This window comes from Kitasatospora sp. NPDC058492, from assembly GCF_042720685.1.
Classification (GTDB): domain Bacteria; phylum Actinomycetota; class Actinomycetes; order Streptomycetales; family Streptomycetaceae; genus Kitasatospora.
Window position 1 is genome coordinate 38835 of the sequence record NZ_JBHXMU010000062.1, and the last position, 15171, is coordinate 54005.

Consider the following 15171-nt stretch of genomic DNA (forward strand, 5'->3'; position numbering starts at 1 on the left):
GGTGTCACCGGCTCAGCCCTCCGCGCTCGCGCTCCGGTAGGACCCGCGGTCGATGTCGGAGACGTTCACCGCGGTGTGCAGCCGGGTGCCCGGCGCCGGCGCGACGTGCTCGGCCAGCAGCGCCAGCACGCCCTCGCTGAGCGCCGCCTTCGCCTCCGGCGTACGGCCCGGGAAGATCTGGAACTCGACGTACACCTGCGCGGCGGCCCCCTCGCCCTCCCCCACCACGAAGTCGTCGTTCTGCCGGAACAGCGTCTTGCACGCCTCCGGCTTCGCGTCGATCGTCCCCACCGCGAGCCGGTTGATCGCCACGCCCAGCGCCCGGCGGTCGAAGGAGCCGGCCAGGCTCGGCGAGTAGTCGACGGAGATCTGCGGCATCGGTGCCCCCATGCGTCGTGCCCGAATACGGTCGACCGACCCTAACGCCGCCGGCACCCCGGAAAAGTCCCGGGCCGGCCGGGCTCGGTCCCGCGCTCAGTCCCGCGCCAGCCCGAACCGGCCGCGCCGGCCGCTGCGCACGTCCTCCTCGACCACCGCCGCGGCCCCCGCCGCCACCGTCTCGTACACCGCCAGGATGTCCGCACCGACCGTCGACCAGTCGAACCGCCGCACGTACCGCGAAGCGGCCTTGCTCAGCTCCCCCAGCCGCCCCGGATCGCCCAGCAGCCGCAGCGCCGCAGCGGCCAGCGCGTCCGCGTCCTCCACCGGGAACAGCTCGCCCGCGTCCCCGCCGTCCAGCACCTGCTTGAACGCGTCCAGGTCGCTGGCCAGCACCGGGGCGCCCGCCGACATCGCCTCGACCAGGATGATCCCGAAACTCTCGCCACCGGTGTTCGGCGCCACGTACAGGTCCACGCTGCGCAGCAGCCGGGCCTTGTCGCGGTCGCTCACCATGCCGAGGAACTCCACCTGCCGGCGCACCTCCGGCGCCAGGCCGGCGACGGCCTCCTCCTCGTCCCCCTTGCCCGCCACCAGCAGCCGCACGCCCGGCCGCTCGGCCAGGATCTTCGGCAGCGCCGCCAGCAGCGTCGGCAGGCCCTTGCGCGGCTCGTTGATGCGGCCGACGAAGCCGATCGTGCCCGGCTCCCCCGCCGCCGCACCGCCGCGCCAGCGCTCGTCCGGCTCGGCGTCCGCGAAGAAGCCGACGTCCACGCCGTTCGGGATCACCACCGCGTCACCGCCCAGGTGCTCGACCAGCGTCCGCCGGGCGTACTCCGACACCGCGATCCGGGCCCGCATCTTCTCCAGGCCAGGCTGCAGGATCGGCGAGGCCGCGATCATCGCCCGCGAGCGCGGGTTGGAGGTGTGGAACGTCCCCACCATCGGCCCGGACGCCGACCAGGCGGCCAGCATCGACACGCTCGGCGCGGCCGGCTCGTGCACGTGCAGGATGTCGAACCGGCCCTCGTGCAGCCACCGCCGCGTCCGCGCCGCCGACAGGACGCCGAAGCTCAGCCGCGCCACCGACCCGTTGTACGGCACCGCCACCGCCCGCCCGGCACCGACCACGTACGGCGGCAGCGCCTCCTCGTCCTCGGCCGGCGACAGCACCGAGACCTCGTGGCCCAGACCGATCAGGTGCTCGGCCAAGTCCCGGATGTGGAACTGCACCCCACCGGGGACGTCCCAGTCGTACGGGCAGACGATGCCGATCTTCACGGGTTCCTCATGCTCCTTCGGGTACTCCTGCTGGCCGGGATCAGGCCCCGGAGGCCTCGGCCGCCGGCTCGCCGGCCGGCTCCGGCGCGGCCGCCCGGGCCGCCTCGGAGTGCGGCGCGGCCGCCTCCTCCACCGTCTCACGGACCGGGAGGTCGGCCAGCCAGAACCGCTGCAGCATGTGCCAGTCCTCGGGGTGCTCGCGGATCGCCTGCTCCCACACCTGCGCCAGCGCCTGCGTCATCGCCTGCGTCCGCTCCTTGCGGTCGCCCTCCTGCGGCACCGGCACCTCGGGGTGGATCCGCGCCCGCATCACCGGGCCGTCGTACCAGAGCGTCACCGGCAGCAGCGCCGCCCCGGTGCGCTGGCACAGCGCCGCCGGACCGGCCGGCATCCGGGTCGCCTCCCCGAAGAACGACACCTCCACGCCCGCCTCCGAGAGGTCCCGGTCCCCCACCAGGCAGACCAGCCGGCCCTCGCGCAGCCGTCGCGCGAGCGTGCCGATCACGTTCACCCCGCCCCCGGTCAACGCCAGGACCTCCATGCCCTGGCCCTCCCGGAACTCCACGAACCGGTCGAACAGCCGCTCCGGCTTCAACCGCTCCGCGACCGTGGTGAACGGGAAGCCCAGCTGCGCCACCCAGGTGCCCGCCAGGTCCCAGTTGCCCATGTGCGGCAGCGCGATCACCGCGCCCCGACCGGCCTCGATGTGCTCTCGCAGGTTCTCCAGGCCCTCCGACTGGACGTCCCGGGCCACCCGCTCCCGGCTCCAGACCGGCAGCCGGAACGACTCCATCCAGTACCGCAGGTACGAGCGCATCCCGTCCCGGGACAGCGCCCGCAGGCCCGCCTCGTCCAGCCCTGGACGGACCCGGCACAGGTTCGCCTCCAACTGGAGCACCCGCTTGCCGCGCCGGCGCCAGGCGTAGTCCGCCAGCCGGTCGAACAGGCCCCGCGCCACCCGCTCCGGCAGGTGCTTCAGCACCGCCCAGCCCAGCGCGTACGCCCAGTACACCAGTCGGTCCGTCACCGCAGGACGCCCCCCATCAGCTCCCGGCCGCCGCTCGGTCGGCCTCGAACGCCTCCCGGCGCACGGTCAGCATGCGCTGGAACACCGTCACCAGACTGCCCACCGCCACCAGCCACAGCGCCACCGGCAGCAGCCACTCCACGTACGGCACCCCGAACTTGTGCAGACCCGCGACCCCGGCCGCCACCAGGCTGGCCACCAGCCGCTCGGCCCGCTCCACCAGCCCCGACACGTCGCACGGCAGCCCCTGGCTCTGCGCCCGCGCCTTGGTGTACGACACCACCAGCCCGCTCGCCAGGCAGCAGATCGCCACCGCGCACAGCAGGTTGTCGTCACCCTTGCCCGCGTACCACATCGCCAGACCACCGAAGATCGCCGCATCCGCGACCCGGTCCAGCGTGGAGTCCAGGAACGCCCCCCACCTGGTGCTCCGGCCCAGCTGGCGGGCCATGTTCCCGTCCACCAGGTCCGAGAAGATGAACAGCGTGATCGTGATGGTGCCCCAGAAGAACTCCCCGCGCGGGAAGAACACCAGCGCACCGGCCACCGAACCGGCCGTACCGATCAGCGTCACGGCGTCCGGGCTCACGCCCAGCCGGATCAGGAACGCGGCGAACGGGGTCAGAACACGTGTGAAGAAGGCACGCGCGTATTTGTTGAGCATGGCCTTCCCGACCGCTCCGATCTCCCTGGTACCCGCCTGGCGCAACACGCGCGGCAGACGGCCGGACGGATCAGCCCGTCCGGCCCACCCATCGTAGCCAGGCCGGAGGCACGCTCCGTCGCACGCACCGCCCGACGACACCCCGGCCACGTCCCACACACGGACGGTCACCGCCCACCCGTACGACACGCGCCGCCGCAGCACCCGCACCTACACTTTCGAAGGACAGCCCCGGCGCGACGGGAGGAGACCCCGATGCCCGACCGCAGCACGGCACGAGCCGCCCAGGCGCCCGCCGTCACCGCCCCCCGGGACCTGCGCAACGTCGTCCTCATCGGCTCCAGCGGTGTGGGCAAGACCACCCTCGCCGAATCCCTCGCCCTCGCCTCCGGCGCCACCGGCCGGGCCGGTCGCGTCACCGACGGCACGACCGTCTCCGACCACGAGGACATCGAGCACCACCAGCAGCGCTCCGTCCAGCTCTCGCTGCTCCCGCTCGAATGGAAGGGCGTCAAGATCAACCTGATCGACCCGCCCGGCCACCCCGACTTCACCGCCGACCTGCGCGCCGCCCTGCACGCCGCCGACGCCGCCGTCTTCGTCGTCTCCGCCACCGACCCCGTCACCGCCCCCACCCGCGCACTCTGGCGCGAGTGCGCCGCCGAAGGCATCCCGCGCGCCATCGCCGTCGCCAAACTCGACCTCGCCCGCACCGGCTTCGACGACATCCTCACCGCCTGCCACGACGCCTTCGACCTGGGCCCCGACACCCTCCGCCCGCTCTTCCTGCCCGTCCTCCACGACGGCCGCCCCGACGGCAGCGTCGACGTGCTCACCGGCGACACCTACGGCCGGGCCACCCCGCTGCCCGACACCGGGCCCGCCCACGACAGCCTCGTCGAGGCCATCTCCGGCCAGGACGACACCCTCATGGAGCGCTACCTCTCCGGCGACACCCTCGACACCGACGCCCTCGAAGCCGGCCTGCGCCGCGAAGTCCTCGGCTGCGCCCTCCACCCCGCCGTCCCCACCAGCGAGAACGGCCTCGGCGCCACCGAACTCCTCGACCTGATCGTCCACACCTTCCCCGACCCCACCGAACGCACCCGCCCAGCCCCCGACTGCGACCCCGACGCCCCGCTCGCCGCCCAGGTCGTCCGCGTCACCGGCGACACCTACGTCGGCCGGATCAGCCTGCTGCGCCTGTACGCCGGCACCCTGCGCCCCGACACCCGCATCCACCTCGCCGGCCCCGCCCACAGCGCCGACCAGAACGGCGACGAACGCGTCACCGCCCTCAGCAGCCCCTTCGGCAAGCTCCAGCGGCCCGTCCCGCACGCCGTCGCCGGCGACCTCGTCTGCATCGCCAAGCTCACCACCGCCCGCGCCGGCGACACCGTCCACGACCCCGGCCACCCCGTCGACCTCGACGGCTGGAACCTCCCCGAGCCCCTGCTCCCGATCGCCGTCGAAGCCCACAGCAAGGCCGACGACGACAAGCTCTCCCAGGCCCTCACCCGCCTCACCGCCGAGGACCCGGCCCTACGCCTCGAACAGAACCCCGCCACCCACCAGCTCGTCCTCTGGTGCACCGGCGAGGCCCACGCCGAGGTCGTCCTCGACCGCCTGCGCACCCGGCACGGCGTCCACGTCGACACCGTCGAACCCCAGGTCGCCCTCCGCGAGACCTTCGGCACCGCCGCCGCCGGCCACGGCCGGCTCGTCAAGCAGTCCGGCGGCCACGGCCAGTACGCCATCTGCGACCTGGAGGTCGAACCCCTCCCGGCCGGCTCCGGCTTCGAGTTCCAGGAGCACGTCGTCGGCGGCGCCGTCCCCAAGCACTTCATCCCCTCCGTCGAGAAGGGCCTGCGCGCCCAGCTCGCCAAGGGCGTCGCCACCGGCCACCCGCTCGTCGACGTCCGGGTCACCCTCACCGACGGCAAGGCCCACTCCGTGGACTCCTCCGACGCGGCCTTCCAGGCCGCCGCCGCCCTCGCCCTGCGCGACGCCGCCGAACACGCCGTCATCCGGCTGCTCGAACCCGTCGCCGCCGTCACCGTCCTGCTGCCCGACGACTACCTCGGCGCCGTCCTCGGCGACCTCTCCGCCCGCCGCGGCCGCGTCCTCGGCACCGAGACCGGCGGCCCCGGCCTGACCCTGCTGCGCGCCGAGGTCCCCGAACTCGAACTCGTCCGCTACCCGGTCGACCTGCGCTCACTCACCCACGGCACCGCCGAGTTCTCCCGCGCCTACCTGCGCCACGAACCCATGCCGACCGCCCTGGCCACCCGCTACACCGACTGAGCGCCCTGGCGCCGAGGCAGCGCGCACGCCGCCGTACCCCCCGGCATCCGGTGCCGGTTGCGCGCCACCCAGCGGTACGCCAGGCCCGCCACCGGCCGCACCGGCGCCGACGCCAGCACCGCCCCCAGGTACGCCCACGCGCCGCCCGAACGCATCAGCAGCCGCGCCACCGCCTGCGCGCCCCCGTACACCCGGCCCGCCGGCGTCACCCACAGCACCTCGCGCTCCGCCCGCTCCGCGGTCACCTCGCCCCGCCCGCCCGCGCGCGCGTCCAGCGCCGCCAGGTCCTCGAACTGGAACGGCACCGCGTCCCAGCCCCCCGAGGCCAGCGTCTGCCGCAGATAGCGCTCCGCCCACCGCACGCAGGACGAGCAGAACGAACAGTCCCCGTCGAACACCAGCACCGGATCCATCGCCTGGGCTCCCTTCCTCGCCGTCACGGCCATCCTGCCCCACCCCGACGACCCGCCGCCGACCGGGTATCGACCAGCCCGAAGCTGGGCATCATGCCTCTCAAGCCCGGGCGCGGCCGGATCGTGACGGCACTTCAGACGATCATGCGCGCGGCGACACCACGGCACGATAACCTGCCGCTGACAAGGGGAGGAGGGGACGCCACCGTGACCACACTCGACATGACTCCGGGTGCGCAGATACCCCGCACCGACGCCGGGCCGCAAACCGGAGTCACCCCGGCGCTCTCCTCGGTCGCGTACCGCGACGGCAAGATCGAGGACTTCGTCGGCAAGGTCACCACCGCGACCCACAAGAAGCCCCGGTTCAAGCTCTTCGAGGCGAACCTCGGCGAGGCGTTCAGCGCCGCCGTCATCTCCCGCACCGTCGGTGCCGGGCGCAAGCCGATCGTGCCCTCGTTCGGCACCGACACCCGCCAGATCGTCGAACACTGCCTGGCCGCACAGGAGTTGCGGTCCGCACGGGACCGCAAGCTCACCGTGGTCACCCTGCTCTTCGGCCTGCTCGCCCTGCCCGGCACCCTGATCTGGATCGGTGCGTTCTACCTGCGCATCTACCTCATGAAGGGCAAGGCCCTCCAGGACGAGCTCTACGGCGCCCTCGCGCTCCTGGCCGCAGCCGTGGTCTCCGTCCTGTTCCTCGTCAAGCCCCCCGCCCACGGCCCGCTCGGCGTCTACCTGCGCGTCGCCATGATCCCGCCGATCATCGGCGGGATCCTCGCCCGGCGCATCGTGCTGCGCTCCACCAAGGAGCTCCGCGAACGCTGGCTCGCCCTCGCCGAGGGCAGCTCCGTCGCCGCCACCGTCTCCAAGGCCGTCCCCCGCGACGACCTCGACAAGAAGGCCGTCGACCTGCGCGACAAGCTCGCCCGCATGGAGGCCGAGCAGGAGACCAACGTCCAGCACTACGCCGGCCCCAAGGGCATCCTCGGCGTCGGCAAGCGCTGGGGCGAATGGCGCCTGGTCGACGTGATGCGCCCCGCCGCGGGCCACTCCGACTTCCGCGCCTTCCACCCCTGGGACCTCGTCCGGAAGATCTCCTCACACCTCAAGGGGCTCGCCGTCAGCGAGGTCGCCAACAGCGGGATGACCAACATCACGGTCAAGCAGTGGGCGGTCCTCGAAATCGGCGAGAACGCCGACGAGATCTCCCGCCCCGGCAACGCCGACATGGACGGCGACCGGATGCGCGACTTCGCCCTCCAGACCATCGCCGACAAGCAGACCTTCGCCGGCGGCGGCCCCCGGCACTACCTCGCCACCCAGTTCATCACCTTCGACGGCAAGCTGATCATCACCTTCACCGTCACCGTCACCCTGCTCGCCAACACCCTCACCGTCACCGTCGCCGGCTACGCGCTCGGCCCGGTCAACGGCGTCTTCTCCGACAAGCCCTCGGCCAAGGAGAAGACCGTCCAGAAGACCGGCAAGTTCTGGGAGGAGCGCACCGTCAAGCTCCCCCTGATCGACAACGACGAGGTGGTCCGCCAGGCCCTGCGCGCGCCGCTCACCCGCGCCCCCGGGCTGCTCTCCTGGCTCGGCGGCGGCCTGGGCCTGCCCGAGCCGTTCGGCTTCCGGCACGCCTGGGCGAGCCCGCCGTGGGGCAGCCGGTTCATGACCGACAACGCGCTCAACGCCTCCGTCCCGGTCCTCGGCGCCGTGCACGCCGCCACCCTGGAGTTCCTGGAGGAGCACGACCTGGACACCGACCGCTTCAAGAACCGCGCCTCGATCATCAAGTCCGAGGCCCAGGGCACCCGCCCGTACAAGGTCGACCAGTTCGAGTAACCCCGGCCCGCGCACGCCGGAGGGGCCCGCCACCGACTCAGCGGTGACGGGCCCCTCCGGCGTTCCCGATCAGTCCTGCGGCCAGGCCTCGGCCAGCATCTTCCGGGTGTCCGCCAGCAGTTGCGGCAGCACCTTGGTGTGGCCGACCACCGGCATGAAGTTGGTGTCCCCGCCCCAGCGCGGCACCACGTGCTGGTGCAGGTGCGCCGCGATCCCGGCACCGGCCGCCGTGCCCTGGTTCATCCCGATGTTGAACCCGTGCGCCCCCGAGGCCGCCCGCAGCGCGGTCATCGCCCGCTTGGTGAAGTCGGCCAGCTCGGCCGTCTCCGCCTCGTCCAGGTCGGTGTAGTCCGCGACGTGCCGGTACGGGACCACCATCAAGTGGCCGCCGTTGTACGGGTACAGGTTCAGCACCGCGAACACGGCGGCGCCCCGGGCGATGACCAGCCCGTCCTCGTCGCCCAGCGAGGGGATCGAGCAGAACGGACAACCGTCGTCCGGAGCCGGACCGGTGGGCTTGTTCTCACCCTGGATGTACGCCATCCGATGGGGGGTCCACAGGCGGCGGAAGCCGTCCGGCTCCCCGACGCCCCGCTGCAGTTCCGGCTCAGTCGTCATGCTGATCAGCATATTCGCCCAGCGCTGCTTGCAAAGCCGCGCGGGGCGGACTCATGAAGAGCCCGCCCCGCGCGTGGTGGTCCGAAGGCGTCACACCTGGATGCGGTTCTTCACCGCTTCCACGATCTCGGCGACGGCGTCCGCCACCGGCACGCCGTTCTTCTGCTCGCCGTTGCGGTAGCGGAAGGACACCGCGCCCGCCTCGACGTCGTCGTTGCCCGCGATCAGCATGAACGGCGTCTTGGACCTCTGCGCGTTGCGGATCTTCTTCTGCATGCGGTCGTCCGAGGTGTCCACCTCGACCCGGATCCCGTGCTTCTTCAGCTCGGCCGCGACCTCCAGCAGGTACGGCACGTGCTCGTCGGTGATCGGGATGCCGGTCACGGTGACCGGGGCCAGCCACGGCGGCATGGCGCCGGCGTAGTGCTCCAGCAGCACCGCGAAGAACCGCTCGATGCTGCCGAACAGCGCGCGGTGGATCATGACCGGCCGCTGACGCGAGCCGTCCGCCGCCGTGTACTCAAGATCGAAACGGATCGGGAGGTTGAAGTCGAGCTGGATCGTCGACATCTGCCAGGTCCGGCCGATCGCGTCGCGCGCCTGGACCGAGATCTTCGGGCCGTAGAAGGCCGCGCCGCCCGGGTCCGGCACCAGCGGCAGCCCCTGCTTCTCGGCCACGCTGGCGAGGACGGCGGTGGCCTCCTCCCAGGTCTCGTCCGAGCCGACGTACTTGACCGGGTCCTTGGTCGACAGCTCCAGGTAGAAGTCGGTCAGGCCGTAGTCGCGGAGCAGGTTGAGCACGAAGGTCAGCGTCGAGTCGAGCTCCTCCGCCATCTGCTCGCGGGTGCAGTAGATGTGCGCGTCGTCCTGCGTGAAGCCGCGGGCGCGGGTCAGGCCGTGCACGACGCCGGACTTCTCGTAGCGGTACACCGTCCCGAACTCGAAGAGGCGCAGCGGCAGTTCACGGTACGAGCGGCCGCGCGCGTCGAAGATCAGGTTGTGCATCGGGCAGTTCATCGGCTTGAGGTAGTAGTCCACGCCCTCGTCGAGCTGCATGGGCGGGTACATACCGTCCGCGTACCAGTCGAGGTGGCCGCTCTTCTCGAAGAGCTTCCCCTTGGTGGCGTGCGGGGTGTAGACGAACTCGTAGCCCTCTTCCTCGTGCCGCTTGCGCGAGTAGTCCTCCATCGCCCGGCGGATGATGCCGCCCTTGGGGTGGAAGACGGCGAGGCCGGAGCCGATCTCCTCGGGGATGGAGAAGAGGTCCAGCTCGTTGCCGAGCTTGCGGTGGTCGCGCTTCTCGGCCTCGATCAGGAAGTCGAGGTGGGCCTTGAGCTCGTCCTTGGTCGGCCAGGCGGTCCCGTAGATGCGCTGCAGCATCGGGTTCTTCTCGCTGCCGCGCCAGTAGGCGGCCGCGTTGCGCATCAGCTTGAACGCCGGGATGTACCGGGTGCTGGGCAGGTGCGGGCCGCGGCAGAGGTCGCCCCAGCACTGCTCGCCGGTCTTGGCGTCCAGGTTGTCGTAGATGGTGAGCTCGCCGGAGCCGACCTCGACGTCGGCGCCCTCGCCGGCGGTGGCGGCGGAGCCCTTGAGGCCGATCAGCTCCAGCTTGTACGGCTCGGCGGCCAGCTCCTCGCGGGCGGACTCGTCGGTGACCACGCGGCGGGAGAACTTCTGCCCGCGCTTGATGATCTCCTGCATCCGCTTCTCGATGGCCTTGAGGTCATCGGGGTGGAAGGGCTTCTCGACGTCGAAGTCGTAGTAGAAGCCGTCCTTGACCGGCGGGCCGATGCCGAGCTTGGCCTCGGGGTAGAGCTGCTGCACGGCCTGCGCCATGACGTGCGCGGTGGAGTGGCGCAGGATGTCCAGGCCGTCCTTGCTGCCGATCGCGACCGGCTCGACCTCGTCGCCGTCCTGGACGGCGTACGCGAGGTCCTTGAGCTGGCCGCCGACGCGGGCGGCGATGATCGAGCGGTCGTCGGCGAAGAGCTCGGCGGCCGTAGTGCCCGTGGTCACCACGCGCTCTTCCCGATCGGGTTCGCGGTTGATGATTACCCGGACGTCCGTCACCGGTCTCTCCTGACGTGCTGGATTCAGAGGACGCAACACTGCGCTGCGCGTGACGATGGTACCGAGCGCGTCGACCCGGCCGCGCACCTACGCCCCCTCCCCCCCTTCCCCGAGGCCTCCGTCGAGCTCTTCGCCGAGTTCTTCGCCGAGTCCCTCCCCGAGGGACTTCAGCAGCCGCTCGCGGTCGGCGTCCTCCCAGCCGCACAGTTCCAGGCCCTGCGGCCGGGTGAGCCGGCGGAAGCCGCCGCGGCTCTCCAGCCGGCCGGCGACCCGGACCGGCAGGCCCGCGAGGTGGGCCTCGGCGGCGAGCCGGTAGTCGGGGTCGGGCAGGCGGAGCTTGAGTTCGCGGACTTCGGCGCCGCCGAGGACGCGCAGCCGCACCGCGCCCGGTCCGGCCGGGTCGGCGCGCTTGAGCCGGACGACCACGCCGACGACGGTGACGGCGACGGCGGGCTCGATCCGTTCGAGCAGTTCGGCGGCCTCGGTGAGGGCGGGCAGGTCGCCGGGCGAGAAGTCGAGGACGACCCGGCGGTCCCCGAAGCCGCCCGGGGTCCCGGCGGCGGCGGACCAGGCGACGGTCAGCCTGGTCGCCGTCGCGCCGCGGACCAGGTCCTCGACGGACTGGACGAGTTCCCGGCTGACTCCGGCCTGGACGGCGTTCTCGAAGGCCTCGGGCCCCCCGCTGACCCGGCGGTAGTCGACGGCGTCGCGCAGTGCCTCCAGGGCGCGGACCAGGGTGGTGACGGCGGCCCGGCCCTCGGGCGCGGGGGTGTAGGCGGTGAGGGCCGCGCCCTGCTCGACGACCAGGACGCGGTCCAGGAAGTCCCCGGCGTGGGCGTCCAGCCGGGCGCCGAAGTAGGCGGCCGTGGCCCGGCCGGCCTTGGCCCCGGCGGCGAGCATCGCGCGGGCCGCCCGTTGGAGCCGCTCGGCGTCGTCCCAGGTGGCGGCCTCGGCGGGGCCGGCCGGCTCCCGGTGCCAGCGCAGTTCGTCGCCGGGGACGGCGAGTGCGAGCAGGATGGCGCGGGCGGACGGGGTGGAGGAGCGGGACAGCGCGGTGACGGCGTCGGCGAGGAGGTCGACGGCGTCGTCGAAGCCGTCCCCGGCGGGGACGAGGACGCTGGTGCCGGACTCGTCGTCGGGCGGCGTCCAGCGGCCGTAGCGGGCGGCGGGGCCGCCGCGCCGGACCCAGCCGTGCCGGGCGAGCAGGGTGGCGAGCACCGCCGGGTCGACGGCGGCGGGGTCGGGCAGGGCCTGGACCGGCTCGCCGGGTGCGTGCGGCGGTGTCATGGGTGCTGCTCCTCGCTGCCGGGGGCCGGGACCGGGGCGGGCGGTCACGGGCTGCCACCCGCGCCGACCCGGGCCATGATGTCGCAGAGCGCGCGGTCGTCGAAGACCTTGCCGGTGGGGACCCGCACGTTGGTGCGCCGCTGTCCGGTGACCGGGTGGCCGGCCAGGTTGACCCAGTAACAGCAGTGCCGCAGTTCCAGCGCGTCCGGGCGGGCGTGCAGCCAGCGGTCGACCCGCCGCGGCAGCAGCATCACGACCAGGATGCGCGGCACGGCGACCCTCGCCCGGGCGAGCTTGCGCAGGTGGTCGTTGTCGAGGGTGAAGCTGAAGAACGGCCCGGTCGGATCGGCCGCGATCTGCTGGGTGGCCTTCAGCTGGATCTTGATGGTGACCTCGTCGTCCACCTCGTGCGCCCGGGAGCCGTGGCTGACCTGCCAGTCGATCCCGTTGTCCGGGAACGGCTGGGAGAGCGAGCAGCCGGCCGCGGCGGCGACCGCGTGCAGGTAGCCGACCTGCAGCGTCTCCATGCAGGCGGTGACCGCCAGGTTCCCCCGTAGAACGGCCGCCGCTCCCTCGGGCTGCGGCTGCGTCAGTGCCATCGCCCCGTGGCCTCCCCCTGCTCCGGGCCCGTCCGGATCGGAACGACGGGCCCACGGGCAGGATCCCCGGTCGGGCTTGCGCCAAACGGTTGAACGGGTGTCAGAACCGGGTATCAACCGGGCGCGCGGAACGCTCGCCTGAGGGGCAGTCATGCAGCAGCACTGGTACACCGGCCCACTCGCCTCCTTCGACACCGAGACCACCGGAGTGGACGTCGAGACCGATCGGATCGTCTCGGCCGCCCTGGTCGTCCAACTCGCCCCGGGTCGGCCGGTGCAGACCACCACCTGGCTCGCCGATCCGGGCGTCCCGATCCCGGACGGTGCCCGGGCGGTGCACGGCATCACCGACGAACACGCCCGGACGCACGGGCGCCCGGTCGGCGCGGTGGTGGCGGAGGTCACCCGCGCGCTGGCGGACCAGGCGAGGGCCGGGCGCCCGGTGGTGGTGATGAACGCGCCGTACGACCTGACGCTGCTGGACCGGGAGCTGCGCCGCCATCACGGGCTGACGCTGACCGACGGGGTGGGCACGGCCGGGCTGGTGGTGCTGGATCCGCGGGTGCTGGACAAGCACGTGGACCGCTACCGCAAGGGCCGTCGGACGCTGACCGACCTGTGCGCGCACTACGGCGTGGAGCTGGCCGGGGCGCACGACGCGGCGGCGGACGCGACGGCGGCGCTGGCGCTGACCCGGCGGATAGGCGCCCGCTACCCGGCGGCGCTGGGCGGGCTGACGGCGGCGGAGCTGCACCTGCGGCAGGCGGTCTGGCACGCGGCGCAGGCGCGGGGGCTGCAGAACTGGTTCGACCGGTCGGGGACGCCGGAGCGGGTGGACCTGTCCTGGCCGCTGCGGCCGGCCCGGTGCGGCTGCGGCCGCCGGCTGGAGCCCGAGCACGGCTGCGAGGCGGCGGCGTAGCGGCGGCCGGCGCATGCCCGCGAGCGCCGGCCCCGAACGCGCCGCAGGCCCTGACCGGTTTCCTGGTCAGGGCCTGCGTGCTGTCCGGTGGGCGATACTGGGATCGAACCAGTGACCCCTTCGGTGTGAACGAAGTGCTCTCCCGCTGAGCTAATCGCCCGGGCAACGAGAAGAACAGTAGCACCATTTGGCGGTCGTCGTACAACTCGCCCCTTCCGGGTACTGCTGGCGCATCCGCAGAACTCGCGCTCCACGCGGAAGATGACTGAGCCTCAGCCGCATTCCGGATGGTTCTTCGGATGGATTCCGGAAATACACGTGAGGCCCAGCCGATAATCGGCTGGGCCTCACGTATCACAATGCATTCCGGTGGGCGATACTGGGATCGAACCAGTGACCCCTTCGGTGTGAACGAAGTGCTCTCCCGCTGAGCTAATCGCCCGGGTGCAGGGAAAACATTACCGCATCCCGGAGGGTGGTCCGAACACCCTGGTCACGGCGGCCCCCGGCCCCGGGCGGCTCAGCTCTCGCCCGCCGTCCAGGGGACGGCCAGGCCGTAGCGGGCGAAGTACCAGCCGCCGATCCCGACGACCGCGGCGAGGCACGATGGCGGTGACGGTGAGGTTGCGGCGGCGCACCCGCGGGTCCATGGCCCGCCGGGCGGCCTCGGCGACCTTGCGGCGGCTCCACCGCAGCACCAGCCGGGCCCAGTCGAACTCGGTGGCCCAGACCCCCATGCCCAGGAAGATCACCACCCAGCCGGGGCCGGGCAGCGGCAGCATGATCACGCCGAGGACGACCACGGCGAGGCCGGCCAGGAAGATCGCCACCTGCCAGGCGAGGTGCAGCGGCCGCGAGCGGCGGACGAACGCCGGGGCGCGGGAGCCGGCCGCGTCATCCGACGTGACCGGTTCACCCGATCCCGTGTTCTTGGCCGTCTTGTCGTTTCGCACAGTCATGCCAGGAAACTAACCAAGAAGCGGCCCGGTAATGCCCGACCGGGCCACTCCGGGATGATTCCGCAATGCGCCGTAAGGGGTACGACTCGCGCCCGAATCGAGACAGAGGGGTTTACATCGGGCTTGGGGGTGGGATGGTCCGTTCGCCGACGTGCGATTCCCCGAGCGCACACTGAGCGAAAGGCCATGGCGCTTATGAACACCACGGTCAGCTGCGAGCTGCACCTGCGCCTCATCGTGTCCAGCGAGTCCTCACTGCCCGTCCCCGCGGGCCTGCGCTACGACACCGCCGACCCCTACGCCGTGCACGCCACGTTCCACACGGGCGCCGACGAGACCGTGGAGTGGGTGTTCGCCCGAGATCTCCTCGCGGAGGGGCTGCACCGACCGACCGGTACCGGCGACGTCCGGGTCTGGCCGTCCCGCAGCCACGGGCAAGGGGTGGTCTGCATCGCGCTGAGCTCTCCGGAAGGAGAAGCCCTGCTGGAAGCCCCGGCCCGGGCGCTTGAGTCATTTCTCAAGCGGACGGACGCCGCGGTGCCACCCGGCACCGAACACCGCCACTTCGACCTCGACCGGGAGCTGTCCCACATCCTCGCCGAAAGCTGATCCCGCCCGGAGGCGGTCACGCCCCGCCATCGGCGGGGTGGTACCTCCTGCCGTCACCGCTGCCGTCCTACTCGGGGGCACGGCAGCACTCAGCCGCGCGCGACGCGGCCTCGGGGCCGGTGGGCGGCCCGATCCCATCGGAGCGGGTCCGCGACACCGCAGGCGCCCGGCAACGAGGCCGGCCATCCATACGGG

At 72.5% G+C, this 15171-nt stretch carries 13 protein-coding genes, 2 tRNA genes and 1 pseudogene; 4 read left to right on the forward strand and 12 right to left on the reverse strand.

Annotation, left to right across the window (positions count from 1 at the left end):
* Positions 1–12: 12 nt before the first annotated feature.
* The 4 genes from ACFWPI_RS31650 to pgsA form a co-directional block, all read right to left on the reverse strand.
* Positions 13–378: an isomerase gene (locus ACFWPI_RS31650; protein ID WP_363583066.1), complete on the reverse strand. Its 366-nt coding sequence runs from the start codon at positions 376–378 to the stop codon at positions 13–15.
* Between the two features lie 96 nt (positions 379–474).
* The gene (locus ACFWPI_RS31655; protein ID WP_063346813.1) at positions 475–1659 is read right to left on the reverse strand and encodes a glycosyltransferase family 4 protein; all 1185 of its coding nucleotides are present in this window, start codon (positions 1657–1659) and stop codon (positions 475–477) included.
* Between the two features lie 40 nt (positions 1660–1699).
* Positions 1700–2686, reverse strand: coding sequence for a phosphatidylinositol mannoside acyltransferase (locus tag ACFWPI_RS31660; RefSeq protein ID WP_380377218.1), 987 nt, complete (start codon positions 2684–2686; stop codon positions 1700–1702).
* Positions 2687–2702: 16 nt separating this feature from the next.
* A complete protein-coding gene (pgsA, locus tag ACFWPI_RS31665; protein ID WP_363583060.1) occupies positions 2703–3350 on the reverse strand; it encodes a phosphatidylinositol phosphate synthase in 648 nt (215 codons plus the stop codon).
* Between the two features lie 255 nt (positions 3351–3605).
* Here pgsA and ACFWPI_RS31670 point away from each other — a divergent pair, with 255 nt between their 5' ends.
* Positions 3606–5654 (forward strand): elongation factor G-like protein EF-G2, encoded by a 2049-nt coding sequence (locus ACFWPI_RS31670; RefSeq protein WP_380377220.1) that lies wholly within the window; start codon positions 3606–3608, stop codon positions 5652–5654.
* Here ACFWPI_RS31670 and ACFWPI_RS31675 read toward each other — a convergent pair.
* Positions 5642–6067 (reverse strand): thiol-disulfide oxidoreductase DCC family protein, encoded by a 426-nt coding sequence (locus ACFWPI_RS31675; RefSeq protein WP_063350974.1) that lies wholly within the window; start codon positions 6065–6067, stop codon positions 5642–5644. The two genes, ACFWPI_RS31670 and ACFWPI_RS31675, sit on opposite strands and share 13 nt — an antisense overlap.
* Positions 6068–6274: 207 nt before the next feature.
* On the opposite strand from ACFWPI_RS31675, the gene ACFWPI_RS31680 reads away from it, so the two are divergent.
* Positions 6275–7915, forward strand: coding sequence for a hypothetical protein (locus ACFWPI_RS31680; protein WP_380377223.1), 1641 nt, complete (start codon positions 6275–6277; stop codon positions 7913–7915).
* A 69-nt stretch (positions 7916–7984) separates the two neighbouring features.
* Here the strand turns inward: ACFWPI_RS31680 and ACFWPI_RS31685 are convergent, their stop codons facing one another.
* The 4 genes from ACFWPI_RS31685 to ACFWPI_RS31700 all read right to left on the reverse strand — a co-directional run bounded on the left by ACFWPI_RS31685 (position 7985) and on the right by ACFWPI_RS31700 (position 12489).
* A complete protein-coding gene (locus ACFWPI_RS31685) occupies positions 7985–8545 on the reverse strand; it encodes an HIT family protein (protein WP_380377225.1) in 561 nt (186 codons plus the stop codon).
* 78 nt (positions 8546–8623) lie between these two features.
* Entirely contained in the window at positions 8624–10603 is a 1980-nt protein-coding gene (thrS, locus tag ACFWPI_RS31690) for a threonine--tRNA ligase (protein WP_380377227.1), read from the reverse strand.
* Between the two features lie 87 nt (positions 10604–10690).
* A complete protein-coding gene (locus ACFWPI_RS31695) occupies positions 10691–11890 on the reverse strand; it encodes a hypothetical protein (protein WP_380377229.1) in 1200 nt (399 codons plus the stop codon).
* A gap of 44 nt (positions 11891–11934) precedes the next feature.
* A complete protein-coding gene (locus ACFWPI_RS31700) occupies positions 11935–12489 on the reverse strand; it encodes a DUF4365 domain-containing protein (protein ID WP_063346819.1) in 555 nt (184 codons plus the stop codon).
* Between the two features lie 151 nt (positions 12490–12640).
* Between ACFWPI_RS31700 and ACFWPI_RS31705 the strand changes: the two genes are divergently transcribed.
* Positions 12641–13408: an exonuclease domain-containing protein gene (locus ACFWPI_RS31705; RefSeq protein WP_380377232.1), complete on the forward strand. Its 768-nt coding sequence runs from the start codon at positions 12641–12643 to the stop codon at positions 13406–13408.
* Between the two features lie 88 nt (positions 13409–13496).
* Here the strand turns inward: ACFWPI_RS31705 and ACFWPI_RS31710 are convergent.
* The 3 genes and pseudogenes from ACFWPI_RS31710 to ACFWPI_RS31720 form a co-directional block, all read right to left on the reverse strand.
* Positions 13497–13568, reverse strand: a tRNA-Val gene (locus ACFWPI_RS31710).
* 210 nt (positions 13569–13778) lie between these two features.
* Positions 13779–13850, reverse strand: a tRNA-Val gene (locus ACFWPI_RS31715).
* 78 nt (positions 13851–13928) lie between these two features.
* Positions 13929–14367 (reverse strand): annotated as a pseudogene (locus ACFWPI_RS31720) (TIGR02611 family protein).
* Positions 14368–14562: 195 nt separating this feature from the next.
* Here ACFWPI_RS31720 and ACFWPI_RS31725 point away from each other — a divergent pair.
* Entirely contained in the window at positions 14563–14976 is a 414-nt protein-coding gene (locus tag ACFWPI_RS31725; RefSeq protein WP_030056266.1) for an SsgA family sporulation/cell division regulator, read from the forward strand.
* The last annotated feature ends 195 nt before the right edge of the window (positions 14977–15171 follow it).

Excerpts from the sequence above, each read along its gene's own strand:
- ACFWPI_RS31650 (WP_363583066.1), bottom strand. The coding sequence starts at position 378 with ATGCCGCAGATCTCCGTCGACTACTCGCCGAGCCTGGCCGGCTCCTTC.
- pgsA (WP_363583060.1), bottom strand. The coding sequence starts at position 3,350 with ATGCTCAACAAATACGCGCGTGCCTTCTTCACACGTGTTCTGACCCCG.
- ACFWPI_RS31670 (WP_380377220.1), top strand. The coding sequence starts at position 3,606 with ATGCCCGACCGCAGCACGGCACGAGCCGCCCAGGCGCCCGCCGTCACC.
- ACFWPI_RS31675 (WP_063350974.1), bottom strand. The coding sequence starts at position 6,067 with ATGGATCCGGTGCTGGTGTTCGACGGGGACTGTTCGTTCTGCTCGTCC.
- ACFWPI_RS31685 (WP_380377225.1), bottom strand. The coding sequence starts at position 8,545 with ATGCTGATCAGCATGACGACTGAGCCGGAACTGCAGCGGGGCGTCGGG.
- ACFWPI_RS31695 (WP_380377229.1), bottom strand. The coding sequence starts at position 11,890 with ATGACACCGCCGCACGCACCCGGCGAGCCGGTCCAGGCCCTGCCCGAC.
- ACFWPI_RS31700 (WP_063346819.1), bottom strand. The coding sequence starts at position 12,489 with ATGGCACTGACGCAGCCGCAGCCCGAGGGAGCGGCGGCCGTTCTACGG.
- ACFWPI_RS31705 (WP_380377232.1), top strand. The coding sequence starts at position 12,641 with ATGCAGCAGCACTGGTACACCGGCCCACTCGCCTCCTTCGACACCGAG.
- ACFWPI_RS31725 (WP_030056266.1), top strand. The coding sequence starts at position 14,563 with ATGAACACCACGGTCAGCTGCGAGCTGCACCTGCGCCTCATCGTGTCC.